The 24,989-nt window shown below is 69.6% G+C and carries 22 protein-coding genes and 1 tRNA gene; 10 read left to right on the top strand and 13 right to left on the bottom strand.

What is annotated here, in order from left to right:
• Positions 1 to 65: 65 nt before the first annotated feature.
• From IFSED24_RS01500 to IFSED24_RS01485, 4 genes are all read right to left on the bottom strand, one after another.
• Positions 66 to 716 carry a hypothetical protein gene (locus tag IFSED24_RS01500; protein WP_491333463.1) on the bottom strand — a complete coding sequence of 217 codons (651 nt, stop codon included), beginning with the start codon at positions 714 to 716 and terminating at the stop codon, positions 66 to 68.
• Complete coding sequence (locus IFSED24_RS01495; RefSeq protein ID WP_491333462.1) at positions 713 to 1,381, bottom strand: SatD family protein; 669 nt, start codon at positions 1,379 to 1,381, stop codon at positions 713 to 715. Before IFSED24_RS01495 ends, IFSED24_RS01500 begins: the two co-directional genes overlap by 4 nt.
• A gap of 378 nt (positions 1,382 to 1,759) precedes the next feature.
• Positions 1,760 to 1,933, bottom strand: a complete 174-nt coding sequence (locus IFSED24_RS01490) for a hypothetical protein (protein ID WP_491333461.1) — start codon at positions 1,931 to 1,933, stop codon at positions 1,760 to 1,762.
• Positions 1,934 to 1,963: 30 nt separating this feature from the next.
• Complete coding sequence (locus IFSED24_RS01485; protein ID WP_491333460.1) at positions 1,964 to 3,982, bottom strand: tetratricopeptide repeat-containing sensor histidine kinase; 2,019 nt, start codon at positions 3,980 to 3,982, stop codon at positions 1,964 to 1,966.
• Between the two features lie 118 nt (positions 3,983 to 4,100).
• On the opposite strand from IFSED24_RS01485, the gene IFSED24_RS01480 reads away from it, so the two are divergent.
• From IFSED24_RS01480 to IFSED24_RS01465, 4 genes are all read left to right on the top strand, one after another.
• Positions 4,101 to 4,730 carry a hypothetical protein gene (locus tag IFSED24_RS01480; protein WP_491333459.1) on the top strand — a complete coding sequence of 210 codons (630 nt, stop codon included), beginning with the start codon at positions 4,101 to 4,103 and terminating at the stop codon, positions 4,728 to 4,730.
• 17 nt (positions 4,731 to 4,747) lie between these two features.
• Entirely contained in the window at positions 4,748 to 5,359 is a 612-nt protein-coding gene (locus IFSED24_RS01475) for a response regulator transcription factor (protein WP_491333458.1), read from the top strand.
• Between the two features lie 235 nt (positions 5,360 to 5,594).
• Positions 5,595 to 6,380 (top strand): DUF4394 domain-containing protein, encoded by a 786-nt coding sequence (locus IFSED24_RS01470; protein WP_491333457.1) that lies wholly within the window; start codon positions 5,595 to 5,597, stop codon positions 6,378 to 6,380.
• A 166-nt stretch (positions 6,381 to 6,546) separates the two neighbouring features.
• Positions 6,547 to 7,269: a hypothetical protein gene (locus IFSED24_RS01465; protein ID WP_491333456.1), complete on the top strand. Its 723-nt coding sequence runs from the start codon at positions 6,547 to 6,549 to the stop codon at positions 7,267 to 7,269.
• 88 nt (positions 7,270 to 7,357) lie between these two features.
• Here the strand turns inward: IFSED24_RS01465 and IFSED24_RS01460 are convergent, their stop codons facing one another.
• The 5 genes from IFSED24_RS01460 to ilvC are packed head-to-tail and all read right to left on the bottom strand — an operon-like array spanning position 7,358 to position 12,983.
• Positions 7,358 to 8,599: an ABC transporter permease gene (locus IFSED24_RS01460; RefSeq protein WP_491333455.1), complete on the bottom strand. Its 1,242-nt coding sequence runs from the start codon at positions 8,597 to 8,599 to the stop codon at positions 7,358 to 7,360.
• Positions 8,592 to 9,827, bottom strand: a complete 1,236-nt coding sequence (locus tag IFSED24_RS01455) for an ABC transporter permease (protein WP_491333454.1) — start codon at positions 9,825 to 9,827, stop codon at positions 8,592 to 8,594. The genes IFSED24_RS01460 and IFSED24_RS01455 overlap by 8 nt, the downstream gene beginning before the upstream one ends.
• A gap of 3 nt (positions 9,828 to 9,830) precedes the next feature.
• Positions 9,831 to 11,123, bottom strand: coding sequence for an efflux RND transporter periplasmic adaptor subunit (locus IFSED24_RS01450; RefSeq protein WP_491333453.1), 1,293 nt, complete (start codon positions 11,121 to 11,123; stop codon positions 9,831 to 9,833).
• Positions 11,124 to 11,166: 43 nt separating this feature from the next.
• Positions 11,167 to 11,937, bottom strand: a complete 771-nt coding sequence (locus IFSED24_RS01445) for a YIP1 family protein (protein ID WP_491333452.1) — start codon at positions 11,935 to 11,937, stop codon at positions 11,167 to 11,169.
• Complete coding sequence (gene ilvC, locus IFSED24_RS01440) at positions 11,934 to 12,983, bottom strand: ketol-acid reductoisomerase (protein ID WP_491333451.1); 1,050 nt, start codon at positions 12,981 to 12,983, stop codon at positions 11,934 to 11,936. Before ilvC ends, IFSED24_RS01445 begins: the two co-directional genes overlap by 4 nt.
• A 155-nt stretch (positions 12,984 to 13,138) precedes the next feature.
• Here ilvC and IFSED24_RS01435 point away from each other — a divergent pair.
• The 5 genes from IFSED24_RS01435 (at position 13,139) to cdaA (ending at position 18,548) form a co-directional block, all read left to right on the top strand.
• Positions 13,139 to 13,215, top strand: a tRNA-Met gene (locus IFSED24_RS01435).
• A 68-nt stretch (positions 13,216 to 13,283) separates the two neighbouring features.
• Positions 13,284 to 14,687 (top strand): tRNA lysidine(34) synthetase TilS, encoded by a 1,404-nt coding sequence (tilS, locus tag IFSED24_RS01430; protein ID WP_491333450.1) that lies wholly within the window; start codon positions 13,284 to 13,286, stop codon positions 14,685 to 14,687.
• A 43-nt stretch (positions 14,688 to 14,730) separates the two neighbouring features.
• Entirely contained in the window at positions 14,731 to 16,794 is a 2,064-nt protein-coding gene (ftsH, locus tag IFSED24_RS01425; protein ID WP_491333449.1) for an ATP-dependent zinc metalloprotease FtsH, read from the top strand.
• Between the two features lie 95 nt (positions 16,795 to 16,889).
• Positions 16,890 to 17,699 (top strand): dihydropteroate synthase, encoded by an 810-nt coding sequence (gene folP / locus IFSED24_RS01420; RefSeq protein ID WP_491335083.1) that lies wholly within the window; start codon positions 16,890 to 16,892, stop codon positions 17,697 to 17,699.
• A gap of 51 nt (positions 17,700 to 17,750) precedes the next feature.
• Complete coding sequence (gene cdaA / locus IFSED24_RS01415) at positions 17,751 to 18,548, top strand: diadenylate cyclase CdaA (RefSeq protein ID WP_491333448.1); 798 nt, start codon at positions 17,751 to 17,753, stop codon at positions 18,546 to 18,548.
• Between the two features lie 333 nt (positions 18,549 to 18,881).
• Here the strand turns inward: cdaA and IFSED24_RS01410 are convergent, their stop codons facing one another.
• The 4 genes from IFSED24_RS01410 to IFSED24_RS01395 form a co-directional block, all read right to left on the bottom strand.
• On the bottom strand, positions 18,882 to 20,885 hold the full coding sequence (locus tag IFSED24_RS01410) for an HD domain-containing phosphohydrolase (RefSeq protein WP_491333447.1): 2,004 nt from the start codon (positions 20,883 to 20,885) through the stop codon (positions 18,882 to 18,884).
• Between the two features lie 19 nt (positions 20,886 to 20,904).
• Positions 20,905 to 21,123: a helix-turn-helix domain-containing protein gene (locus tag IFSED24_RS01405; protein ID WP_491333446.1), complete on the bottom strand. Its 219-nt coding sequence runs from the start codon at positions 21,121 to 21,123 to the stop codon at positions 20,905 to 20,907.
• Between the two features lie 235 nt (positions 21,124 to 21,358).
• Positions 21,359 to 22,162: a response regulator gene (locus IFSED24_RS01400; protein WP_491333445.1), complete on the bottom strand. Its 804-nt coding sequence runs from the start codon at positions 22,160 to 22,162 to the stop codon at positions 21,359 to 21,361.
• 10 nt (positions 22,163 to 22,172) lie between these two features.
• Complete coding sequence (locus IFSED24_RS01395) at positions 22,173 to 24,146, bottom strand: hypothetical protein (RefSeq protein ID WP_491333444.1); 1,974 nt, start codon at positions 24,144 to 24,146, stop codon at positions 22,173 to 22,175.
• A 223-nt stretch (positions 24,147 to 24,369) separates the two neighbouring features.
• On the opposite strand from IFSED24_RS01395, the gene IFSED24_RS01390 reads away from it, so the two are divergent.
• Entirely contained in the window at positions 24,370 to 24,987 is a 618-nt protein-coding gene (locus IFSED24_RS01390) for a hypothetical protein (RefSeq protein WP_491333443.1), read from the top strand.
• Positions 24,988 to 24,989: the final 2 nt, after the last annotated feature.

Genomic DNA, 24,989 nt, shown 5'->3' with positions numbered 1-24,989 from the left:
CGGGGGATGGAGGGACGGGGCAGTCCGGGGAGGACTGCCCCGCATGCCGACGGGCCGGTGACCGGTCAGGCGAGGCAGAGCCAGCGGATCGCTTCGGCCACCGCGATGGCCACGAGCACGCTCGCCAGGGTCCCCACCAGGAAGTATTCCGCGAACTCGGGATCGGTCTCGAACCGCTTGTGCCGGGCCAGCGCCTTGGCGGCCAGGATGAAGCCCATGGCCGTGTACTCCCCCTTGACCAGCACGATGAGCACGATCCAGCGCTCGAGGACACCGATGGCCTCGCCACGGCCCAGGGCCTCGGGGTTGGTGGTCGACGGCTTGCCCACCAGACCCATGCCCCAGACCAGCAGCCGGGTGCTGGGTTCGGCGAGCAGCAGGAAGGCGCTGAACCAGATCCAGGCAGCGGCAAGGTCGGGATGCGCCACCGGCAGCAGGACGAACTGCCCCGCGCAGCCCAGCGTGAAGACGAGCAGTCCCAGCAGCAGGCGGCGCCGCCGGTCGTCGAGGCACCAGCGATGCCAGGCCAGGATGACCAGCCCCGTCACGATCACCGACACCACCCGCGGGAGCCATTGGACATCCGGAACCCAGCCGAAGACCGCGGCCAGGACGAGTCCGGCCATGGCGGCCTGGGCCACCAGGAATCCACGCCCCGTCAGGCGAACCAGGTTCACACCCAGCAGCGTCACGACCAACGTGATGTAGGGATTCATGACGGATCTCCCTCCTGGCTGACGATCGTCACCAGTCCAGATCCGAGGGCCGACCAGGCGTGGCGATAGAGAGGCCACCCGGCAGCCCGCTGGCGCAGGCTCACCGCACCGCCGGTGACTTGCAAGGCGTCGGCCACCTTGTTCCAGGCCCCTAGCTGCTCGTACAGTCTGATGGCCTCGCGCTGCGGGTCGGTCCAGCCGATCCGCTCGCGCAGGGCATACGAAGCCAGGCCGCCCCAGAGGGCATCCAGGGTCTCCGCGCCCGAGATGATCTGGCAGGACAGGTCCAGGTTGCGCGCCTGGTCGAGGGCCCGGCGGGCCCGGTGGAAACAGGGCCCGTCCATGCCCAGGGCGCGTGGCTGTAGCGCCGTGCTGAGCTCGCCGACGCCCAGGCCGAAGCGCACGGCCGCCGGGTGGGCCAGTTCCACGAGCGTCTGGATCTGGGTCATGATCGCCTGCGCACCGGGACGGTCGGCCGTGAACAGCGCCTGGAACTCGTCGCCGAGGGTGATCAGCGGCTCCGTGGCGACGCCGGCCGTCCCGGCCGGCCGGACACCGGTGAAATGCGTGGTCAGGCGTTCCTGGATGGAGCGCCGCTCGGCCACGTCGATCTGGCGGGATGCGACGAGATCACCGATGAGGGCGATATAGCCTGGAGACGGCATCAGCAGCTTTAGCCTCCAAAATCAAATGATGATTGTTTAGCTTCTTGGCTCAACTTAAATCAAGAGAATTGATCAGTCAAGCTAAATATTCGATTATTTAGCTTTAAAAATAAATACTGACACCAGATCCGGGCATGGGAATGGACGGGGAGACTCCCCGGTCCTGGCCTCGTCCGATCGTTCCTACCTGATCAGCATGCCCTTCAGCGACGTCTCCCCCGCTCCGGTGTCCAGGGGCATGATGTACTGCCCCGAGGGGATGGCCCGCCCGTCCTGTTGAGCTGGAGAGGATCGAACCATGGTCCGGGCGTGGCGGACAAGCTGCCTGGTAGCGTACGTCCGTATCGACGTCGACAGGTCTCTTTCGCCTGTCACCCGCTATTCCGCCAGCTCCACCACCACCGTCACCCCGTGCAGTGCGAGTTCGAGCGGTGCCCGGGCCATCAGGTCCCGGCCGGCGTTGCTCTCGCCGGCCTGGACCTCGTCGTAACGGCGCGTCCGGATGGTCATGTCGCCCCGGAACAGGTCGTGCCGACGGTGGTCCCCCCTCACTCACTTAAAACCTCCGAACCGCGCAGACGGTCAGGCCCCGGGCAACCGGAACGCCAGCGTCAGCCCGGGCCCCTCGTTGCGCTGCGCCGTCAGCTTGCCGCCATGCGCCTCGATGATGGTGCGGCAGATCGCCAGCCCCATCCCCAGGCCGCTTGGGCGCGTGGTGAAGAAGGGCTCGAACATGTCGTCGAAGACCTCGTCGGGAATGGGCGGTCCCTGATCCGTCACCGACACCTCCACGCAGCCATCCGCCGTGTTCGCCACCCGCACGGCGACGGCGGGCGCGGATTGTCCAGCGTCGGCCATGGCGGCGGCGGCGTTGTTCACCAGGTTGAGGACCACCTGCTGCAGCTGCACGCGGTCGCCGATCACCCGGGGCAGAACCGAGTCGGCCGCGAAATCCAGCGTCACTCCCTGGCGCTTGCAGTCCGACGAGATGATCCGCAGCGCGTCGGAGACCATGGCGGCGGGGTCCACGGGCTCGCGGCGGATCTCGCCCTTGCGCATCAGGCGGCGGAGGTTGGCGATGATCTCCTGCGAGCGGCCGGCGTCGTCGCCGATATCGGCGAGCGCGCTGTCCACCTCCTCCCGGGCATCACCGGGCCGGGCCAGGTAGTTGCGTCCGGCCTTGGCGTTGGCCTGGATGGCGGCCAGCGGCTGGTTCAGCTCGTGGGCGAACGCCGCGGCCAGCTCGCCGAGCGTCGCCACCCTTGCGACGTGCGCCAGCTCGTCGCGCGCGGCCCGTTCCAGCTCATCGTGCGCCCGGCGTAGCGCCTCGTTGGCGCGACGGATCTCGTCGGCCGTCCGTTTCTGGAAACGATAGCGCTGGAACAGCAGCACGATGACCAGCACCGAGAGGACCGCGCCAACCAGCAGGGCGTTGCGACGCGAGCGCTCGATCTCCTTGTCCTTGCGAAGCACCTCGATCTCGCGGTCCTTCAGGTCCACTTCGTAGCGGGTCTGGGCGGCGATGACCTCGCGACCGCGCTCCTGGGTGCGCAGGGTGTCGTCGACGGCCTTGTACTCCTTGTAGGTCGCCAGCGCCCGATCGGTCTCGCCGGCGCCCTCGAGCGCCAGGGCCAGGCTCTCCAGGGCGTCGCGCTCCAGCTCCCGGACCTCCAGGGCGCGCGCTTCGGACACCGCGCCCTCCAGGTTCGCCAGCGCCTCGGCATGCCGTCCCTGCGTCGACTGGACCACGCCGATGTTGTGGCGGCACACCATCATGCCCTGGCGGTCGTCGATCTCCTCGCGGATGGCCAGCGATTCGCGATAGCGGGCCAGCGCCTGTTCGAGATCGCCGCGCTGTTCCCAGACCATGCCCATGTTGTTGAGGCTCAGTGCGGCTTGTTGCTGGTTTCCGACGCGCTCGGAGTATTCGAGAGCCCGCTCGTAGGCCGCCATGGCCGCGTCGTAGTCCTGCCGATCGTATTGCAGGAGGCCGATGTTGTTGAGCGTGCCCCCCTGCCGGCCGACGTCGCCGACCTCCTCGTACAGGACCAGCGAGCGGCGATAATATTCGAGGGCCTGCTCCAGGTCCCCGGCCGTCTGCAGGATGCCGGCGACGTTGTTGTAGGCCCCGGCCAGGCCGTCCCGGTCGCCCAGGCGCTCGTTGATCCGCGCCGTCCGCAGATAGTAGTCCACGGCGACGTCGTGCTCGCCCAGGTAGAAATGGATGACGCCGATGTTGTTGATGGCGTTCGCCATGTTGCTGCTGTCCCCGGCGGCCTCGGCGCTGTCGAGGGCGCGGCGGCTGGCCTCCATGGACTCGCGATAGTCGCCGAGGAAGAGACGGCACACGCCGATGCCGAGATCGGCGCGGCAGAGCAGCCTGGGATCGTCCAGGTCCAGCGCCTCGGTCCGGGCGCGTTCCACGAGCGCCAGCGCGGAGCGCGGATCGTTGCCGCGGATCGCTGCCGCGCGATCGAGGAGCGCGGTGACCCTGGCCGCCGGCTCGAGGCGGGCCAGAGCGCTGTCGGCCGCCGCGGAATCCGGCAGCGCGCCGGCCGTGACCGTTCCCAGCGAAAGCGTGATGATCAGCGAGGCGAGCATGGCCCGATCCTAGCCGATGTTGGACCAATGGCCAATTGCAGAACCCGTTCGTGCCGCCGAAAATGGACCTCGCCCCATCTCGGCATCACCTGGAACCGCTGGCACCCGGGGAATGGCAGTGAAACCATCCGCCGAACGCATCACGTCTCCGCTGACCTTGCTGCGGGACGCCACGAACTGGATCTCGGCCACGGCGGCCCTCGATCTCCAGCCCGCCCTGCGGGCCCTGCGCGCCAATGCTCAGGCGGCACGGCGATCGCTGGGCGGGGATCGGCCAGGCCAGTCGGTGGCGGCCCGGTCCCTGGCGGATCTCATGACGGCCCTGGATGGTCTCGAGGAACGACTCGAAAGGCTACGGGAACCGATCGTCGGACAGGGACCGCGGGTCCGGTTCCGGCCCGAGCGCGAGGTGCAGACGGCCGTGTCCATGCTCGCGGGACCGGACGCGCCCGCACTCGTCGATCTCGACGGACGGGCGCCTCACGTGACGGGACAGCCGGGCCTGATCGGCATCGCCACGCTGCACCTGCTGCTAACTCTCGGGGAATCCCGACCCCGGACGGTCCATGTCTCCAGGCCGCGGCCGGAGCGCTTGCGGGTCGAGGTCTCCGGGTTGCGTTCGCACCTCGTAGATCCGACGAGGTCCATCCATACCGCCGTCCTGGCGGCCACGGTCGAGGCCCTGGGCGGCCGGCTCGATCTGCAGGGAGGCAGCGGACCGTCTTTCGAGGTACCCTTGGAGTTGTGACGCCGGGAGGGCCAGCCATGCTCGTGCATATCATCGACGACAACGCCTCGGTGCGCCGCGCCCTGAAGCGGCTCCTGGGCTCGGTCGGCATCGAGGCCGAGACCCACCATTCGGCGAAGCAGTTCCTCGATGCGGAGCTCGCCGACGTGCCCTGCTGCCTTGTCCTCGACGTGCGCATGCCCCGCATGAGCGGACTCGAGCTGCAGGACCGTCTCCTCGCGTCGGGCCGCGGGCTGCCCATCGTCTTCATCACGGGCCATGGCGACATCGCCATGGCCGTGGAGGCCATGAAGAAGGGCGCCGTGGATTTCCTGCCCAAACCCTTCAACGACCAGGATCTCATCGACGCCATCCACCGCGCCCTGGCCCAGCACGAGCGACTGCGCAACGAACGGGCGGAGCGCGAGGAGGTGCTGGCGCGCCTGGAACGCCTGACCCCGCGTGAACGGGAGGTCATGGAACTCGTGATCACCGGCCTGCTCAACAAGCAGATCGCCGGCGAACTGGGCACGGTCGAGAAGACCATCAAGGTCCATCGCGCCCGGGTGATGGAGAAGATGGAAGCGGAGTCGCTGGCGGAACTGGTGCGTCTGGCAGCCCGGGTCGACATCCACGGCCCGGGAGACTGACCGGTTTCTGGCACTCCAGGTCCACCAGGGAATGGACCAAGGTCCACTATCCTCGCCAACCTCGATCCGGGAACATGAGGAATCGCGATCCGGGTTTTTCCACCGTCCGGATCGCTGGCAGACGGCTCCGCATCGTCAGACCTGAACCGTTCCTGCCGACGGTTATTCGCCCGGATCCAGTGAGACGATGCCTCCCCGTCGATTGCCTGCCAACCGGAAACCAAGGAGAGGAAAAATGAAGAAGCTGATAGCTATCGCCACTCTGGCGGCCATCGCGGTCCTGCCGCTGGCTGCCTCGGCCGAGATCGTCGTTGGCGACGCCTCGGCCGACATGCTCCTGATCGTCGACACGGCCACCGGCGAGCTCACCGATCTGGCGCCCGTCGGGACACCGCACATCGTCTCGCTCGCCTACGACGCCGGTTCCGGCATCCTGTACTGCTCGGACACGTCCGAAGGGGTCAACCAGATCCTGGAGATCGACCCGGAGACCGGCGCCACCACCCTGGTCTGCCAGGTCCCGGACTTCTGGATCGTGATCCACAGCCTGGCGGTCGATCCCACGACCGGCACCCTCTACGCCATCGATCAGGAGCACGGGGAGCTCTACGTCGTGAACACCGCGGCCGGCACCCTCGAAATCGTGGGCGCGCTCGGCGTGTACTGGATCACCGGTGCCGATTTCGACCCCGTCTCGGGCGAGCTCTACGCCTGCGTCGGCGGCCTCGACAGCAGCGGGGCGCTCTACACCGTGGACACCGAGACGGGCGCGGCCACGCTCGTCACCAGCACCCACCGGCTGATGGGCATCGGCTTCGATCTCGACGGCACGCTCTACGGCGTGAACAACTACTGGTACCCCGACGACCCCGGCCTGTACCGGATCGACAAGTCCACCGGCAGCTGGGAGGAGATCGGCACCTATTCGGGCCGGAATCTCATGAGCATCGAGTACGTCGACCTGGACGTCGTCTCGGTGGAGAACTGGAGCCTGTCGAAGGTGAAGGACCTCTTCAGGTAGGCTTGCCGTCCTCGTTCCGCGGCGAGTTTCACGGCGTGGGCGTCCGGTCCCCGAACCGGGCGCCCGCCCGGATTGGACCAAGGTCCAATTTCCTCCGCGCTCGAGATCCCGGATCCTTGGTACCAGCGATCCGACCATCACCGGCCCGAACCATAAGGAGACCCCCATGCACAGGCTACTGACACTCGCAATCATCCTGACCCTGGCCGTCGCCGTGCAGGCGCAGACCACCGTCGCCGACTTCGAGGGCGGCGTGAACAACGGCGACTGGACCTTCGGCATTCCCGCCGCGGAGGTCATCGAGACCGACGGCGGCAATCCCGGCGGGTACCTCCACAACCAGTATCTCGACGTCCCCTTCCCGGTCCTGACCTGCGGCTGGGATGCCGACGGCTTCACCGGCGACTACGTCACCCAGGGCGTCCATCGCATCGCCGCCGATTTCCAGTGCTTCGCCTCCAGCAACCAGTACATCGGCGAGTTCTACTTCTGCGTCCTGCTCCGCAACAACATGGGCACGCCGGACGACATCGAGGACGACATCTTCGTCTACCCGAACCCCGAGAACTGGACCTGCCCCGACATCGGCGAGGGCTGGGTCCACTACGACTTCGAGATCCCCTACAGCTTCGTCGGCGCCCCCGGCGAGGTCCCCGCGGGCTGGCTGGGCGGGTCGTACTACTCCGGCAACGCCACCTTCCCGGCCGACGCGCTCTGGCAGGACGTCATCGCCAACGTCAGCCGCGTCGAGTTCTGGTGGAACCATCCGGATTGGTTCGCCATCTTCGCGAGCTTCGACGTGGGCGCGGACAACATCATCGTCGAGCGCGAGGGCGGCGTGGCGGTGGAGCAGAAGTCGCTCAGCTACGTCAAGAGCCTGTTCCAGTAGGCCTCGCGACACCGTTCCTGGAAGCCCAGGAAGACAGCACCGGCCTCGTGTCCCGTTGACACGAGGCCGGCCTTCATGTCGGCCCGGTCTACTCGGCCCGCAACGCCTCCACCGGATCCAGCCGCGCCGCCCGGTTCGCCGGGTAGATCCCGCAGACCACCCCGATCCCCGCCGAGAACAGCACCGCGATCACCGTCGTCAGCGGATCCACCCGGAACGGGAATGCCAGCAACTTCGTCATCCCGTAGGACAGCACGTAGCCCAGCACGATCCCCACCAGCCCGCCGAACAGCGTCAGCGTCCCCGACTCCACCAGCACCTGCAGCAGCACGTCGCGCCGCCGCGCGCCCAGCGCCATCCGCACGCCGATCTCCTTGGTCCGCTCGGTCACCGAGATCAGCATGATGTTCATCACCCCGATGCCGCCCACCAGGAGCCCGATCGAGGCCAGCACCGTCAGCACCACCGCGATGGCGCCGGTGATCCCGTCCACCATCTCGCCGTAGGTCTCGCTGGTGGTGATGTCGAAGTCGTCGGGCTGGCTCGGGCGCAGGCGGCGGCCGGCGCGCAGCGCGCCCACCAGGCCCTCGCGCACCTCGTCCAGGGTGTAGCCGGGGGCCACCGTGGCGGCCAGCGCCCGGTCCTCCATGCCGCGGTCGAGGAAGTCCTTCTCGTAGGTGGTCCAGGGCACCACGACGTAGTTCTCGCCCATGGAGCCGAAGATGCTCTTGCGCTCGGCCATGGTCCCGACCACGCGGTACGGTCGGCCGCGGATATTCAGGGTCCGGCCGATGGGGTCGAGCACGGGGAAGAGGTCCTTGCGCGGGCCGTAGCCCAGGACGCAGACGCGCTCGCGGGCCTCCAGCTCGGGTCCGGTGAAGAAGCGGCCCTCGCCCACATCGTAGCTGTACATCACGGCGAAGTGCTCGCTCGCACCGAAGACCTGGACGAACTGGGTGCGTTCCTCGCGGTAGTTGAGCACGTCGTTGATGTGCGACTGGATCATGTAGTCCACGCGGTCGACGCCCTCGACGCCGCGGACGAACTCGATCAGCTCGGGGTCGAGCTGGCGGCGGCGGAGCTTGGCGTCCACGTCCTCGCCGCCCAGGCCGGTGTAGCGCGCGACGTAGAGGTAGGGGCGGCTGGCCGAGACGATGTCCTGGCGAATGCGGCCGCTCAGACCCGAGACGATGGTCACGATCCCCAGCAAGGTGGCCACGCCGATGGCCACGCCCAGGATCAACAGACCGCTGCGCATCTTGTGGCCGCGCACGGTGTGCCAGGCCTGGGCCATCGCCTCGCGGATCGACAGCGCGTGCCGCTCATTCATTGCGCAGCGCCTCCACCGGATCGAGTCCCGCGGCCTTCCAGGCGGGCCAGGCGCCGAAGAAGGCGCCGATGACGAAGGTCGAGCCCAGACCCAGCGCCACCGACCACAGCGGGATCGCGAAGTTGAGGTCGGTGATCTGGCAGATCACGAAGGTGATCAGGCCGCCCACGAAGAGACCGATCAGTCCTCCCGACAGCGACAAGGTGATGGCTTCCACCAGGAACTGCCAGGCGATGGACCGGCGGGTGGCGCCCAGCGCCTTGCGCACGCCCACCTCGCGGGTGCGCTCGGTCACCGACACCAGCATCACGTTCATCAGCACGATGCCGCCGATCACCAGGCTGATCCCCACCAGCGGGGTCATGGCGGCGTAGATGGCGCCGGTGATGCCCTTCCAGATCTGGAGGAGCTGGTCGGCGGTCATGATGCCGAAGTCGTCGTTCTGGAGTGGACGCAGGCGATGGCGCACCCGCATCTGGAACGTGGCCTCGTCCTTGGCGTCCTCGAAGCGTTCGAGATCCGCCACCGCCACCTTGATCGACACCGACTGGCGCGAACCGAAGACCTTCTGCCACGCGGTGATGGGCACCACGGCGAACAGGTTGCGGTTGCTGCCGAGCACCGTCCCCATGTCCTCCACCACGCCCACCACCGTGAAGTGACGGCCGCGCATACGGAACTCCTTGCCCAGCGGCGAGACCGCGCGCGGGAAGAGGTCGCGGGCCACGTCCCAGCCCAGGACCGCCACGGGGCGGCTGGCCTCGATGTCGGCGCGCATGAGGTGGCGGCCCATGGCCAGCGGCAGGTCCTCGAGCAGCGCGTAGTCCTCGGTCTTGCCGCGGACCTCGCAGCCGCGGTAGTTGGCGCGGCCGGCGCGCAGGTCGGCGCTGCCCTCCACCGAGGCGCCCACGGCGCGCGCCAGCTCGAGCCGCTGCTGGAGCCAGTCGCGGTCCTCGAGGGTGAGGTCGGGGTTGTTGAGCGACTCGAGGAAGGCGTCGAAGTCGGTGAGGAAGCTCACCGGGTTGACGCGGGTGATGGTGAAGACGTCGGTGCCCTCGTCGAGGACCTTGCGGCGAGCGTACTGGTCGGCGCCGTAGATCAGCGACACCACGGCGATCACCGACATGGTGCCCACGATGTTGCCGAGCAGGGTCAGGAACGTGCGCAGCTTGTGGCTGCTCAGGTTCTCCATGGCGATGCGCACCCCGGCGAGGTGGTCGCGGCTCATGGTCTAACCTTCCTCGTCCTCGTCCGCGTCCTGGCCCTTGCCCACCCGCACCTTGGCGCCGTCCTTCAGCTCGCGCAGCACGCGGAACGGGCCGCTGATCACCTCGTCGTCCGCGTCCAGGCCCGCCACGATCTCGAAGTGCTCCTTGCCCGCGATGCCCAGCTCCACCGGCACGAACTTGGCGAAGCCCTCGCGCACCACGAACACGCCCTCCATCTCCTCGCGTTCGACCTCCTTGCCCGGGGCCTCGGCGGCGAAGTCCAGGCCTTCGAGCGCGCGCTCGCGGGCCCGCGCGTCCTTGCCCTTGAGCCTGGCGATGTCGTCCTGGCGCAGCGGCCAGTTGCGCGCGGTCACCGCGCCCAGCGGGACGGCCACCGCCTGGTCGCGCTCGGCCACGGTGATCCGCGCCTTGGCCGAAAGGCCCGGCCGGATGGTGGCGGGCGCCTCATCCAGCGTCACCTTCACCTCGAAGTCCACCGCCTGCTGGCTGCCGCCCGACCGGATGGGGCTGTTGCCGATCTCGGTGACGTGGCCGGGGAACTCCGCGCCGGGGAAGGCGTCGATCTCCACGATGGCCGGCTGGCCCAGCGCCACCTGCACCACCTCGGTCTCGTCCACCTCCACCACCGCCTCCATGGTGCCCATGTCGGCGATCGTGAGCAGCACGGTGCCCGGGTTGTTCAGGGTGCCCATGATGGCGTTCTCGCCCTCCTCCACGTTGAGGCGCGTGATCAGCCCCGACATGGGGGCGGTGATGGTGACCTTCTGCAGGTCGTGGCGCGCCTTGTCCAGGTTGGCCTGGGTCTGGGCCAGGCGATGGCGCGCCGCCTCCACCCGCGCCGTCTCCACCCGCTCGGTGGTGCGGGCGGCCATGAGCTGCTCCTCGCTGCTGAGCCCCTCGCTGAACAGCTCGCGTTGCCGGGCGTGGTCCTGCGCAGCCTTGTCGAGCGACGCCTCGGCCAGCCGCAGATCGGCCTCGCCGGTCTGCACCGACGCTTCGAGCGCCGTCACCGCCGAGCGGTACTCGGTGGGGTCGATCTCCAGGAGCAGGTCGCCCAGGGCGACCACCTGCCCCTCGGCCACGGCCAGCGTGGTGACCGTGCCCATGGCGTTGGCCGACACGTCCACCTTCTTCTGGGGCTGGATGGTGCCCGAGGCGCGCACCATGGCGGTGAGTGTGCGCTGCTCCGCCTTGGCCACGTCGACCCGCTGCGAGGTGTCGCGCCGGCTCAGGCTCAGCCCCACCAGCACCCCGACCACGACCACCACCAGCACGATGGGAAACCACTTCTTCACCTTGCACCTCCGGCGGCCCGCGGGACCGCCTCGTGGGAAACCGTTAGCTGCCGCTCATGGCCCTGCCGAGCAGGGTGGCCGCGATGGGGATGGCCGACAGGAGCACGTAGGTGGCCACCGTGACCAGGGCCACGCGGCCCAGGGTCAGACGATGCACCATGGCCAGGCCGACCACCGCGACGGCCAGCGTCCAGTACATGAAGGGATCGCCGTAGAGCTGGGCCAGGGTCATGGGCAGCGACTGCGGGTCCACGTCGGCCAGGAAGCCCGTGACCGTGAGGTTGGCCCACTGCGACGAACCGGTGATTACGAGGATGATCCAGCTCACCAGCGTCCGCCAGCCGTAGGCGATGAGGCTGGCCCAGAACACCACGCCCAGCGACTGCTTGAGCTGGCCCTGGCCTTCGCTCAGCTTGAGGAACAGGTGCAGCACCAGCGTGGGCAAGAGGATGGTGAGGATGCCGCCGAACAGACCGGCGCCCAGGCCCACCAGCACGCGCAGCCACACCGCCGGGTCGGAGAACATCTCGAGCTGCTGCTCGATCACGGCGACCTGGTCGCCCGACGCGAACTCGAGCTGCCGCTCGAAGGTCTCGGGCATGATGATGTGCATGTTGACCGCGGTGTAGAGCGCCAGGATCAGCGCGATGGCCAGCGCCGGCACCCACCACACCGGCTGGTCGACCGCTGCGGCCATGGCCCGGCGGGGATCGGTGATCACCAGCACGAAGCGTTCGCCCAGCGACGGGGCCGCAGACTGGGCCGGGGCGGGCGGCGTGGGCTCGACGGGGGCGGTGTCGGGCTCGAAGGTCATGTCGGGCTCTCCTTGTCGGCTCCGGGTTCGCCCGGGCCGCCGAGGGCGTCCAGGCGCTTCTGCAGTGCGCGGCCGGCGGCCGCCAGGGGCGTGGCCGCCTCGCGGTCGGCCAGCGCGCGGGTGCCGGTCTGCGGGTCGTCGTGACCGGCGAGGAACTCGTTGGCGAAGCGGCCGTCCTCGATCTCGTCGAGGAGGTCGGCCATGCGGGCGCGAACGCTCGCGTCGATCAGACGCGGCCCCCGCGTCAGGCCGCCGTAGGCCGCGGTGGGGCTGATGCGCCGGCGCATGCCTTCGACACCGTAGCGGTGCACCAGGTCGGTGATCAACTTCAACTCGTGCACGCACTCGAAGTAGGCGTTGGCGGGATCGTGTCCGCGCGCAACCAGCGTCTGGAACGCCGCCTGCAGCAGCTCGATCACGCCGCCGCAGAGCACGGCCTGTTCGCCGAACTGGTCGGCCACGCACTCGGCGCGGAAGGTGGTGCGCCAGCCGCCCCCGCGCAGGCAGCCCACGGCGCGGGCGTACGCGGCGCAGAGCGCCCAGGTTCCCGGCGGCGATTGATCGGTGACTGCCAGCAGGCCAGGCACGCCGCCGCCGCGCTGGAACGATTCGCGCAGCAGGTCGCCCTGGGCCTTGGGCGCCACCAGGAAGCAGGGGCGCGCGCCGGGGTCGATCTGCGCGAAGGCCACCGCGAAGCCGTGGGCGAAGCCCAGCGCGGTATCGGGTGCCAGGTGCGGGACGAGATCCTGGGCGTAGGCCGTGGCCATGGCCTCGTCGGGCAGCATGAGCATGACCACCTGGGCGGCCGCCGCGGCGGTGGCCGGATCGTCCACCGGCAGGCCTTCCCGGCGGGCCAGCTCTCCACGCGGCGATCCCGGCCGTGCACCCACCCGGACCGTGATCCCGCTGTCGCACAGGTTCAGCGCGTGGGCCCGGCCCATGGTGCCGTAGCCGATGATCGCCACGGTGCACCCGGCCAGGACGGCGGCGGGAACGTCAGCCTCCTCGAGGGGGCGGTCGTCGGGGGGTTGCCAGTCGGCGGACACGAAGACTCCTCGTTGCGTGGTCACCGGCGGCCGGACCACCGGTTTCCGCGGACACTAGGGCCCAGCAGCCTCCTTGACAAGCTCCTGGCCAGCATCTAATTTCTGCTCCCTGCCCTGAGAGGGGTGGCGGGCTCGGCCCGCCGGTCAGTTCAGGTGCCGCCTTAGCTCAGTTGGTTAGAGCAGCGGAATCATAATCCGCGTGTCCGGGGTTCGAATCCCTGAGGCGGCACCAGCACTACCCTCCCGCCGAGCCGCGTATGCGGCCTTTTTTTTGCCGTGGTGCCAGCGAGAGCAGTCCGCATGCCTGCCCAGAGCCTGCCCGCCCGGATCGTACCCCACCTCGACACCCTCGTGGCCGCGGTGGCCCGCGCCCACCAGGAAGATCCCGCCACCGGCCTCCTGGTGGCGCTCTCTGGCGGGCCCGACTCGGTGGCGTTGCTCCACCTCGCCACCGGCTGGGCGCAGCAGCACCGGCAGCCCCTGATGGCGGCCCACTTCGACCATCGCCTGCGCGGCGCGGACTCGCAGCGCGACGCGGCGTTCTGCCAGGAGCTGTGCGACCGCCTCGGCGTCGCCCTCGTCACCGGCCACGGCGACCCGCGCGGCCTCGCCCGCCAGCGCGGCCGCGGACTCGAGGAAGCCGCCCGCCACCTGCGCCACGATTTCCTCGAACGCACACGCCAGGCGCAGGGCCTGACCGCCGTGGCCCTGGGCCACCACCAGGACGACCAGGCCGAGACCGTGGTCATGCGGTTGTTCCGGGGCACCGGTCTCGACGGGTTGCGCGGCATGCGCCCGCGGCATGGCCGCCTGATCCGCCCGCTGCTCACGACCCCCCGCGCCGACCTTCTCGACCACCTCGCCGACACCGGCCTGCCCTGGCGCGAGGACGCCACCAATCTGGATGGCAGCAACCTGCGCAGCCGGCTGCGCCGTGAGTTGCTGCCGTTGGTGCGCCAGCTCTTCGGCGACGGGGCCGCCCTCGCCCCCGCCCGCCTGGCCGACCTCGCCGACACCGATCTCGATTACCTGGACCACCTCGCCGACGCTGCCTGGAGCGAACTGGCCGGCCCGCCGCTCGCGGGGAGCGAGGGTCCCAGCCTGGCCGTGGCCGCCGCCGATCTGCCCCGGGCCCTGGCCCGGCGCGTGCTCCGACGCTGGCTCCACCATTTCCTGCCCGTGGACCTGGCCCGCCAGCATGTGGACGATGTCCACCGGTGGCTCGCCGCCGGCCAGTCGGGCACCGGCCTGGACCTGCCCGGCCCCCTCCGTCTCGAGCGCGTCTTCGACCGCGTGGGCGCCGCCCTGACGCCGCCGCCGGGCGAGGACGCCGCCCGCTGGCGCGTGCGCCTCGAGCCCCTCGCGGCGGTTCCGCAACCCGTGCCCCCCGCCGGGCGTCATGGAGATGGCTGGCGCCTGATCTGCCCCGCCGAAGCGCTCCGGGGCAGCCTGCGGCTCCGACACCCACGTCCAGGTGATCGCCTGGAACCGTTGGGGCTCGCCGGAAGTAAGAAGCTGAGCGATCTTATGCAGGAAAAACGTATTCCGGCGCCGCTGCGCGAGCAGGTACTCGTGGCCGAGGACGACGCCGGCATTCTCTGGGTGGTCGGCCTGGCCCAGGCCGAGCGGACCCGGCTGTTGCAGTCGACCCGACAGGCAGTTACCATCCACCTGGATCGGCGGCGTCCAGCCGGGGACGAGTGACCCGGCCAGCTGCCGTTTTTTGCCACGCCGCGAAAGGGATTCGATGTCGAACAAGTCCCCGAAGGACAACAAGCGTCCGCCCCAGGGCCCGCGCCCCGGTTTCACCGGCCGTGGAGTGGCCTTCTGGCTGCTGCTCTTGCTGCTGCTCCTGGTGGTCGTGCGGTGGTACGCCGGCGAGCAGACCACCAGCAGCACCATCAGCTTCAGCGCCTTCGCCGAGCAGGTGGAGAAGAGCAACCTCCAGGAACTGACCATCGTCGGCAACAAGGCCCGCGGCCGGCTCACCGAGCAGGTCTCCATCACGCTCCTGGACGGCAACATCCGGCCGGTGCGCGACTTCGAGGTGGGTCTGCTCCAGAAGAAGGACTTCTTCGACTGGCTCCGCGAGTACAACCCCGACGTGCGCGTCGTGGTCGAGGAGCCGCGCGAACCGTGGCTCACCCAGTTCCTGACCATCTACATGCTGCCGATCCTGCTCTTGATCGCGGTCTGGGTGTTCTTCTTCCGCCAGATGCAATCGGGCAGCAACCGCGCGTTCTCGTTCGGCAAGAGCAAGGCCAAGCTGGTGAACATGGACCGTCCCGAGGTCACGTTCGAGGACGTGGCGGGCTGCGACGAGGCCAAGGTCGAGCTCCAGGAAGTGATCGACTTCCTCCGCTCGCCCAAGAAGTTCCAGCGCCTCGGCGGCCGCATCCCCAAGGGCGCGCTGCTGGTGGGGCCTCCGGGCACGGGCAAGACCCTGCTCGGCCGCGCGGTGGCCGGCGAGGCCGCCGTACCGTTCTTCTCCATGTCGGGCTCCGACTTCGTGGAGATGTTCGTGGGCGTGGGCGCGAGCCGCGTGCGCGACCTCTTCGAGCAGGGCAAGAAGAACGCGCCGTGCATCATCTTCATCGACGAGATCGACGCCGTGGGCCGCCATCGCGGCGCCGGCCTCGGCGGCGGCCACGACGAGCGCGAGCAGACGCTCAATCAGCTCCTGGTGGAGATGGACGGCTTCGAGTCCAACGAGGGCGTGATCCTGCTGGCGGCCACCAACCGCCCCGACGTCCTCGACCCCGCGCTCCTGCGTCCCGGTCGCTTCGACCGCCAGGTCGTGGTCGACCTGCCCGACCTCAACGGCCGCGAGGCCATCCTCAAGGTGCACATGAAGAAGGTGCGCCACGACGAGTCGGTCTCGCCCAAGGTCCTGGCCGCCGGCACCCCCGGCCTGGCCGGCGCCGACCTCGAGAACCTGGTCAACGAGGCCGCGCTGCTGGCCTCGCGCCGCAACCGCGACAGCGTGATCATGGAGGACTTCGTCGAGGCGCGCGAGAAGGTCATGATGGGCCCCGAGCGCCGCAGCCGCGTGCTGACCGAGGAGGTCAAGCGGATCGTGGCCTACCACGAGTCCGGGCACGCCATCGTGGCCGAGCACTGCGAGCATGCCGACCACGCCCAGAAGGTCACCATCATCCCCCGCGGCCAGGCGCTGGGCGTGACGTTCACGCCGCCCGCGGAGGACGTCTTCCTGCACTCGTCGGAAAAGCTGCTGGCCCAGATCTGCAAGGGCCTGGGCGGCCGGGTCGCCGAGGAGATGTTCCTGGGCGGGATCACCGACGGCGCCGGCGGCGACATCCGCCAGGTCACCGGCGTGGCCCGCTACATGGTCACCCGCGCCGGCATGAGCGCCACGCTGGGCCCGGTGGCCTACGAGGAGAGCAGCGAGCAGGTGTTCCTGGGTCGCGACTACTCGCGGCGCCAGTCGCACAGCGAGCGCACGCTCCAGGAGATCGACGCCGAGGTGCAGCGGATCATCGAGGAGCAGTACCAGCGCGCGCGCCGGATCCTCGAGAACCACCGCAGCGAGGTGGAGGCCATGGCCGCGGCGCTGCTCGAGCGCGAGACCGTCGACCGCGAGGAGGTCGAGCTCATCGTCAACGGCGAGCCGCTGCCCGAGCGCACTATCCTGCACGACTCCCCCGCCGCCACCCAGGAGCACCCCGCGGACCTGCCCCTCGACCTCGAGGAGTTGGCCGAGAGCGTGCGTCGCCAGCGCGAGGAAGAGAAGAAGGCCGAGCGCGAACTCCAGGAGGAGGATGAGGAGAACGAGGACCGGCCCTCGCCATGAGCGAGGGTCGGCGTCCGCGCCTGCCCCACCCCTATCCCGCCCCGGCCTGGGACCTCGGCCGCTGCACCGTCCACGCGGAGCAGCGGCCGTTGCTCATGGGCATCGTCAACCTGACCCCCGATAGCTTCTACCCGGCCTCGCGCGCCACAGGGACCACGGCCGCCGTGGCGGCCGCCCTGTCGCTCGTCGACGCGGGCGCCGACCTCCTCGACCTGGGCGCCGAGAGTTCGCGTCCCGGCAGCGAGCCCGTCTCGGCCGCCGCCGAGCAGGACCGCCTGCTACCGGTGCTCACGGCGCTGCGACGCGAGATCGACCGACCGCTCACCGTGGACACCTACCGCGCCGAGACCGCCCGTCTCGCCCTGGACGCCGGCGCCGACGCGATCAACGACATCGCCGGCGGCCGCGACCCCGACATGCTGCCGCTGGTGGCCGTGCGCGGCTGCGGTCTGATCCTCATGCACATGCAGGGCGAGCCGCGCACCATGCAGGACCAGCCGCACTACGACGACCCCGTGGCCGAGGTGGGCGCCTGGCTCGCCGAGCGGGCCCGCCTGGCCGAGGCCGCCGGCGTCGCCGCCGGGCGCCTCCTGGTGGACCCCGGCATCGGCTTCGGCAAGCTGCTCGGGCACAACCTGGCGTTGCTGGGTCGGCTCGCCGACGTCGCCGGCCAGCGCGCCCTGCTGCTGGGCGCCTCGCGCAAGAGCTTCATCGGTCAGGCCACCGGCGCCGCGGTGGACGATCGTCTCGGCGGCAGCCTGGCCGCCCTGGCCGCCGCCCACGCCGCCGGCGCCACCGTGGTCCGGGTCCACGACGTGGCGGCCTCCCGCCAGTTCCTCGACGTGCTCGCGGCCATTGCCCAGGCCGGCCAGACCGGACAACCCGGGATTGAGCCCACCGGGTGAGCGTGCTAACTTGGGCCACGGTGCCCAGTTCCTCAGCCACGGGATAAACCCATGTGGGAAGCCATCACCAAGAGTCCGGTCATCGACCTGCTCGACATCCTGATCGTCGCCTGGCTGCTCTACCGCCTCCTGCGCTTCGTGCGCAAGACCCGGGCGGTCCAGATGGTGGCCGGTCTGGCGATCCTGCTGGTCCTGAGCTTCGTGGCCAGCAGCCTCGGCATGATCGTGGTCGGCCGGATCATCGGCTCGCTGCAGACCGTGTGGGTGGTGGCGTTCATCATCCTGTTCCAGCCCGAACTGCGCTCAGCGCTGGCCAACCTGGGCATGCAGCGGCACCTGCACGTGCTGCGCGACCAGGACGAGTTGCCGGCCGAGGACGAGATCCTCAAGGCGGTGGAACGGCTAGCCCGGCGCGGACTGGGCGCCCTGATCGTGCTCGAACGCGAGATCAGCCTCGACCGCTGGCTGAAGACCGGCACCATGCTGCAGGCCGAGATCACGGCCGCCACCCTGGAGACCCTCTTCACGGTGCCCGCCCCGCTGCACGACGGCGCGGTCATCATCCGCGACGGCAAGATCGCCGCTGCCGGCTGCACCTTGCCGCCCACCGAGAGCGAGAAGATCGGGTACATCCTGGGCCTGCGGCATCGCGCCGCCATCGGTCTGAGCGAGGTCTCCGACGCCATCGTCATCGTGGTCAGCGAGGAGACCCGCGCCATCTCGCTGGTCCATGACGGCGAGATCAAGCGCGGCCTGAGCCTGGACGATCTGCGGACCGAGATCGGCCGCGTCCTGGTGGCCAGCGGGCGTCGCCGTCGCCCTGTCCCCAAGGAACCCACCCCCGCCTGAGCGATTCCGAGCGGGAGGGCCGCCGGACGGCGTTTGCGCCCGACCGTCGCGGCGGCCCTGCCCGGTCCGCAGCCGCAGCCTCCCATTCCGCGACCCCGGACCGCCCCAGCTATCGCAAGCGCCCTGCCAGCCCTGCGCACCGCCTCCTGATCCGGCAATTGGCGCCGCCAGTGGCACAGAACGGGCGCCGTCAGCCCTGTTCGCGGTGGATCGTTCGACCTGTCTCGCATCGGCGCCACGTCATGAGGGTTGGCACACCCACCCCTGGGCACGGCGCAGAAGCGGGACACGACCTGTTACCGGCGTGTCGACAGCGGAGACAGTGAGACAGGATCAGGCGGGGACGGGCGTCTTGCCGGGCTGCCGCTTGACGGCCTTGCTGAAGATCTCCACCAGGTCCGGATCCAGACCCTTGCCGGCCTCCTCCTGGACCGCCTGGAGCGCGGTGTCGGCGTCGTGGCGCGCGAGGTTCAACGCATAGTGCTGGGCCACCGCCACCAGTCGTGCCACCAGGGGGATGTCGCGGCCCTTGAGGCCCAGGGGAAAGCCCCGTCCATCGAAGCGCTCGTGGTGATGGCGGACCGCGTCGCGCACCGCGGCGGGCGCGTTGAGCGCGGCCATGCGCTGGTCGCCCGCGTCGGGATGCGCGCGGAAGGTCTCCCAGTCCTGGCCGGTGAGCTGGTCGGCGACCAGATCGTCGAAATCGTCCCGGCTGAGACCATGGTTGCGCACCAGCGCTCCGAGCACCAGGTCCCGCTCCTGATCGGGGGGCAGCCCCAGCTCCCGTGCGAGTAGGCGCACCGCCTCGGCGGTGTGGCAGGTCACCGGATCGTCGGTGTGGCCATCCTGCTCCTCGCCCACCAGCAGGGTCTCGAGCAGGCCCAGGCTCATGTCGGCGCGGCGCTGGTTCTCGCGCAGTCGCAGCAGCGCTTCGCCCGTGATCTCCATGAGTTCGAGGATCTCGTCGGTGGGTTCCCCCGAACGACAGCGCCAGCGCAGCCCCAGGGCCACCATCCCGAGGAAAGTCTGGTCGTCGGCGCGCAGGCCCACCAGGTACTGGGCGCCGCGTTCGAGCAGCGCGTCGCGCACCTCCTGGAAGCTGGCCGGCATGTTGGCCACCTCCACGGGGCGTTCGAGGGTCCGGAAGAAGGTGGTGATGCGCTCGCTGCGCAGGCCCTCGGCGTCCAGGCCCCGGCGCGCCTCGCCCGCCAGGAACGGCGCGCAACCGGGCTCCTCGGTATCGAGGAAGACCAGGCTGCTGACCTCGGCCGCCAGGCGCAACCGCGCGATGAAGACCTGCCAGAAGTGGGGAATGTCCTGCGCGTCCTGCAGCCCTCGCGCCAGCTCGAGCTTGACGTGCAGCATGGTCTCCGAACCGCTTCCGGGGACCGGCATCGAGACCCGCGGAGTGGCCGCGGCCGGTGCCGCTTCCGGCTGGGTCAGGGGCACGGAGAGGAGCCGCTGGAGCAGTTCCAGGGCGAAGACCTCGCTGAGGCCGTACTCGTGGCTATCACCCCCGCGTTGCAGGAACGCCACCCCGGTCAGCACCCCTTCGCGGATGAGCGGCAGGATGAGGTCGGGCTGGAGATCCTCCAGGAGCTGGGTCTCCTCGTCCCAGAGCGCATTGTCCTCGATATCGAGCATGGTCAACGGGCGGCGTGTGCGGACCAGCGAGGCGACGATGCCGCCATCGGCCGGCAGTCGCCACCGTCCGTCCGCGGAGACATAATGGTCGTCTCGGGGCGCGCAGTAGATGGTCTCGGCGGCAAGGTCGTGGCTATCCAGGAGCACGGCCAGAGCCTCGCCCAGGAGCGTCTGGTTGCCTCCCGCGTTGGCGGCCTGCAGCGTGTCGTCCAGCGAGACATAGGCCGCGGTGACCAGGTCGGCCGTCCGCCGGGCCTGGTCACTGGCCTGATTGTCTCCGGGCTCGTAGTCGTCGAGCATGGCGTCGAGGCCGCTGTCGGCCGCCGCGGCGTCCGGTACCATGTCGACCCCGAATGCCGACTGTGCCCCGGCCAGGTCGGCGAAAAACCGCAGCGGTAGATCCGTGAACTTCTTGGTCAGGAACTTGCGGACCACCGACCCCGGCCCCACGAACACCGCTTCTCCGCCCAGTTCCACGAGCTGACGCTGCAGGTCGGCCAGGACGCCGGCCCCGCCGCCACCGAGCGAATCGAGCTCGGTGCAATCGAAGACGAGCCGGATCTTGTCGTTCTTCAGGCACTTGCTGGCTAGCTCCAGCAGACGCTGGCGATCACCACGCCCGAAGGCGCCCTGGAGCTTGACGCCGAAGAGGCTGTCGTCGGTCAGCTTGATCGGTTCGAAACGGGTGGCCAAGACGATCCTCCTGTAGGGCTCAGACCACCGCTTCGGCGAGCCAGCTGTCCAGGACCGAGCGCAGGAAGCGCCATTCGCTGCCGACCTTCTTGGCGGGGATCTTCCCCTCCTTGGCCAACCGGCAGACGGTCTTGACGTGCATCTTGAGGTAGTCGGCCGCCTCCACCGAGGTCATCACCTGGCTGGTGGATTCCTCGGCCCCGATGAAGATGTTCGGGCGGTCCTTCTGGTCGAGCATGGGCTGAACTCCTCATCCGCGCTTGCAAAGCATGTTTGTGCCACAGGTGCGATGTCCAATTCAGCAACTCCCATGCCCCGAGCTGTCAGGACGGGTTTGACGCGGTAAAACGGCCCCTCTGAAGGAATCACGCACCCTTCGACGGATGATTCGGTCGTGCTGGGAACGTCTGGGGATTGCAATTAGCACGCGCGAATCGGTCCGATCAGCGGACAGTCGCAACATGCGTGGTCTGCTAGCGGGTCAAACGCGACAGCAGATCCTCGGTGCGATAGGGAGGCAGCCAGACCGGCACCGTCCCCTGCTCCAGGCCCGTATCCCGGCTCCGGACCAGGATCAGCGGCGGGGAATCGGCGGGCAGGATACGACGGAGATGGCTGCCATGACGAGTGGGCACGGCATCGTCGCAGACGAGGGCGGCCGGCAGCTCGTGATCGAGACGGGAGGCCGCGGATGTGGCGTCCTCCAGGCAATCCACCTGGAGACCGGCCAGCTCGAGCCGTTGACAGAGGATCTGGCGCCGCACGACCCCGCCGATGAGCAACCAGATCGGGCCCAGCGGGGCGGGAACCGCAGACTCCGCCGGCGATGCGGGCACCGGTGCCGGTTCCGACGCCGCGGGTGCCGGCGAGCCGACCGGCGCGGCCCAGAGGTGATCGCCGGCCCGCTTGAGCGCTGTCCAGGCCTGCACCTGGGCGGCGCCATCGTCCTGATCCCACGCGGCCGCCAGGGACTCGAACTGGCTGGCCAGGGCCCGCAGGTCGGTTTCCCAGGTACTGCCCGGAAGCGGGGCGGACGCCTGGTCCAGGGACTTGGCCAGGTCCTGCAACGCCCTGGCGACGCGGGCGGCCTGCCGCCCCTGACGCCCCTGGAGCACCACCGCCAGCAGCCTCGAGGCCAGAGCAGCCCGGCCAGCCACCGTCAGCGGACCCGGTTCGGTATTCGCCGCCGCCTGCCCCGGAGGGCCCGACGCAAAGCGGCGGAGCCGCTCGCGCAGCTCCGCCACCAGGTCGGTCAGGCTGGATTCGCTCAGGTCCATGGCGTCCAGTTCAGTCGATGCGAACGGCGCCCAGCTCCTGGAGTTCGTAGATGCGGTCGGCCTTGTCCAGATCGGCGCCGGACCCAGCAGTGACCGGAACCGCATCGAATTCGCTCAGATCATAGACCTTTTCGGACTCCAGCGGAAGAGGCTCTTCCACGGACACCGGCTCCGCGTCGGCGTTCTCGACCTCCGCCGCCGGTGCCACCGGCGCCGCCGGAGCGGACAGTGGCGGATCGAGGACCAGGGCCTCCGGCTCCTCGCTCACGGGTTCCCGGGACTCGACCAGCGAGTTCTCCTCGCCCGGCAGGATGGTCTGGGTGAACTCGCCGCCACCCGCGTTCCCGGCATCGAAGATCGACCCACCGGAGCTGGCGAACGGATCGGCCACCAGGCCGCCTTCGGGTTGAGCGCCCGACGCGAAGGGGTCGAAGCGATCGACCAGCATGCCGCCCGGAGCCGCCTGCGGATCGCCGAGGTCGGCGAGCTCGATGCCGGTGAGTTCGCTGGCCAGGCTCGATAGCTGCCCCAGCCGGTCGGTCTGGTTGTTGAAGTCCTTGCCGATCTTGGCCAGTGTTGACGCCACCTGCCCGGCCGCCGGCGCCAGCTCGATCACCGCCCGAGCCGCGCTGTCCTCGCCAGCGTCCTGCAGCACGTCGGGATCCAGTTCGGCCAGACGACCGCGGACGTTCTCCAGCGCCCGGTCGCGCGGATCCTCACCGTCCTGCTGGGGCTTGCCGTGATCGGCCACGGCCCGCAGCTCGGTGGTCAGCTCTTCCAGGTCCTGGGTCAACGGGAGCAGGCGTTCGCCCTTGGCTCCGAGCCGCGCCACCTCCATGGCGATCTGGAAGGCCAGGCGGCTGGCGCGCTCGATCAGCGCGGTGAAGCCGGCGTCGCCGGTCTCGCCCGCGGCGGCCGACCGCGCCGGCAGGCTCTCGATGGTCTGCTTGACCGCTTCGAGGGCCTGGCGGAGCCGGTCCCGGCGCCGGGAATGATCGGCGTCCTGGGGCATGGTCTCGGCCAGCTTGTTCAGGCGGCGGGCCAGGCGTTCGAGCGAGGCGCCCTGCACGTTGAGCTGGTCGTGGGTCGCACTGTTCCAGCCGCGAGCATCGCGCAGCCCGGCCACCAGGTCGGGGCCCTGCGCGTCGAGATTCTGCTGCTGGGCCGAGTTGTTGCGCGTCGCCTCCTCGCGGTCGCGGATCAGCCGCAGGGCCTGATCGGCCAGGCTGCCCACCGCCGGATTCTCCCAGCTGCCGCTCAGATCGGTCTGGCTGTCCTCGGCCATGGCCTTCTCCAGGCGATGCAACTCGCCCTCGAGGCCGACATACCGGTTCAGCTTGGCCTGCTGGAGGCTGGCGTGCCCCATCAGACCGGTGGTGACCGCCACCAGATCGGGATCCGACTGCAGCTCTTCGCGTTGCCACGACTCGGCATCCTCGGGATCCAGCGTGCGCAGGGCGTCGAGCAGACGGTCCTGTTCGGCAAGCGTGGCCTCGAGCCCTTGCAGGCGCTTGCCCACCGCCACTGCCGCCAGGACGGCCGCCAACAGGGTCACCGCCGCGGCCAGCCAGAACGCGTTGATGGGATTCGCCCGGAAGTCGCCCATGGTCAACGGGTCACGGAAGCCCGAGAAGTCCAGCAGCTGCTCGGGAGCGGCCCCCGTGGCGGTCAACAGACCGGCGCCCAGGGTGAGCCCCGCCAGCAGCACCAGCAGGAAGAAATAGAAGCCCGAGGCGGACAGACGCCGGCCCTGAGGGGCGCGGGGCTTCTTGGCCTTCTTGGCGGCCTTCTTGGCGGCCTTCTTCTCGGTCGGCTTGGACTCCCCCTTGGTCGGTGCAGGCACCGCCGCGTTGCCCAGTTCCTGGGCCGCCGGGTCGTCCGCCGGGAAGTCATCCATGAGGTCGTCGTCCCACTCCCCGACCGGGGAATCGGCGCTCTCCTCCACCAGGTCCTCGTCCAGATCCAGGAACTCCCGCTCACTCATGCCGCATACCTCTCTGGCACGGGGTTCGAAGCATGTCTCCTGAGGGGTATCGGCCGTCGCCAGGGGAACCGTAGCAGGAAATGTGGCGGCGGCGGCGGAGAACCGACCGCCCCCGGTCCGGAATGAGACCTGAAAGATCAAGAGGTCTCTCCGGGTCCCAAAAGCGTGCGGGCATGGGGACTGCAAGGTCGAGCTGTCGCCACCCTGGACCTGGAGGCTCGCCATGCCCGCCGTCGCGCTCCCTGCGGACACTACATCCTACCACAGCCTCTTCCCGTCCTGGGAAGGCCCCCGGCCGCTCGGGTGGTTCTTCGCCGAGCACTGGCTCGAAGCCCGGAGCGAGGCCGGGTTCGCCACCAACAGCCGCGGCCCCGACGAGGACGTGAACATCTACGTCATCCACCTCCTCTGCCAGTGGGCGGCCGGCGATCCGCGCCCTGGCATCCAGCCCGGCATCGCCCCGCTCCTGCGACCGGACCTGGCGCCCGAACAGCGGCGGCCGCGTCGTCACCACTACCGCCGGCAGGCCGACCACCGTTTCCTGGCTCTGGGGCTGCTGGACCGGGGAGACCTGGTACGCCGCCGTCGGGTCGGCTGGCGCCTGACCGAGGCCGAAACCCGGGCGCGCGACATGGCCGTGGCCCGGCACGGTTACGAGATCGCCGGCTGTCTGGTCGGAGGACCCGGGTCGCCCGACAGCGCCCTCGCCGTCATCTGGCGAAAGATGGCCCGGCACCTGCCTGATTACGTCCAGGCCCTGCAGACCATGGCGCGCCGGCACCTGGGACTGGGCGCCCGTCTCGACGACAGCACGCTCCAGCGCCTCCTGGCCGAGGGCTGATC

The sequence above is a fragment of the Candidatus Latescibacter sp. IFSED24 genome, from assembly GCF_058273205.1.
This window is presented reverse-complemented; position numbering and strand designations above follow the sequence as displayed.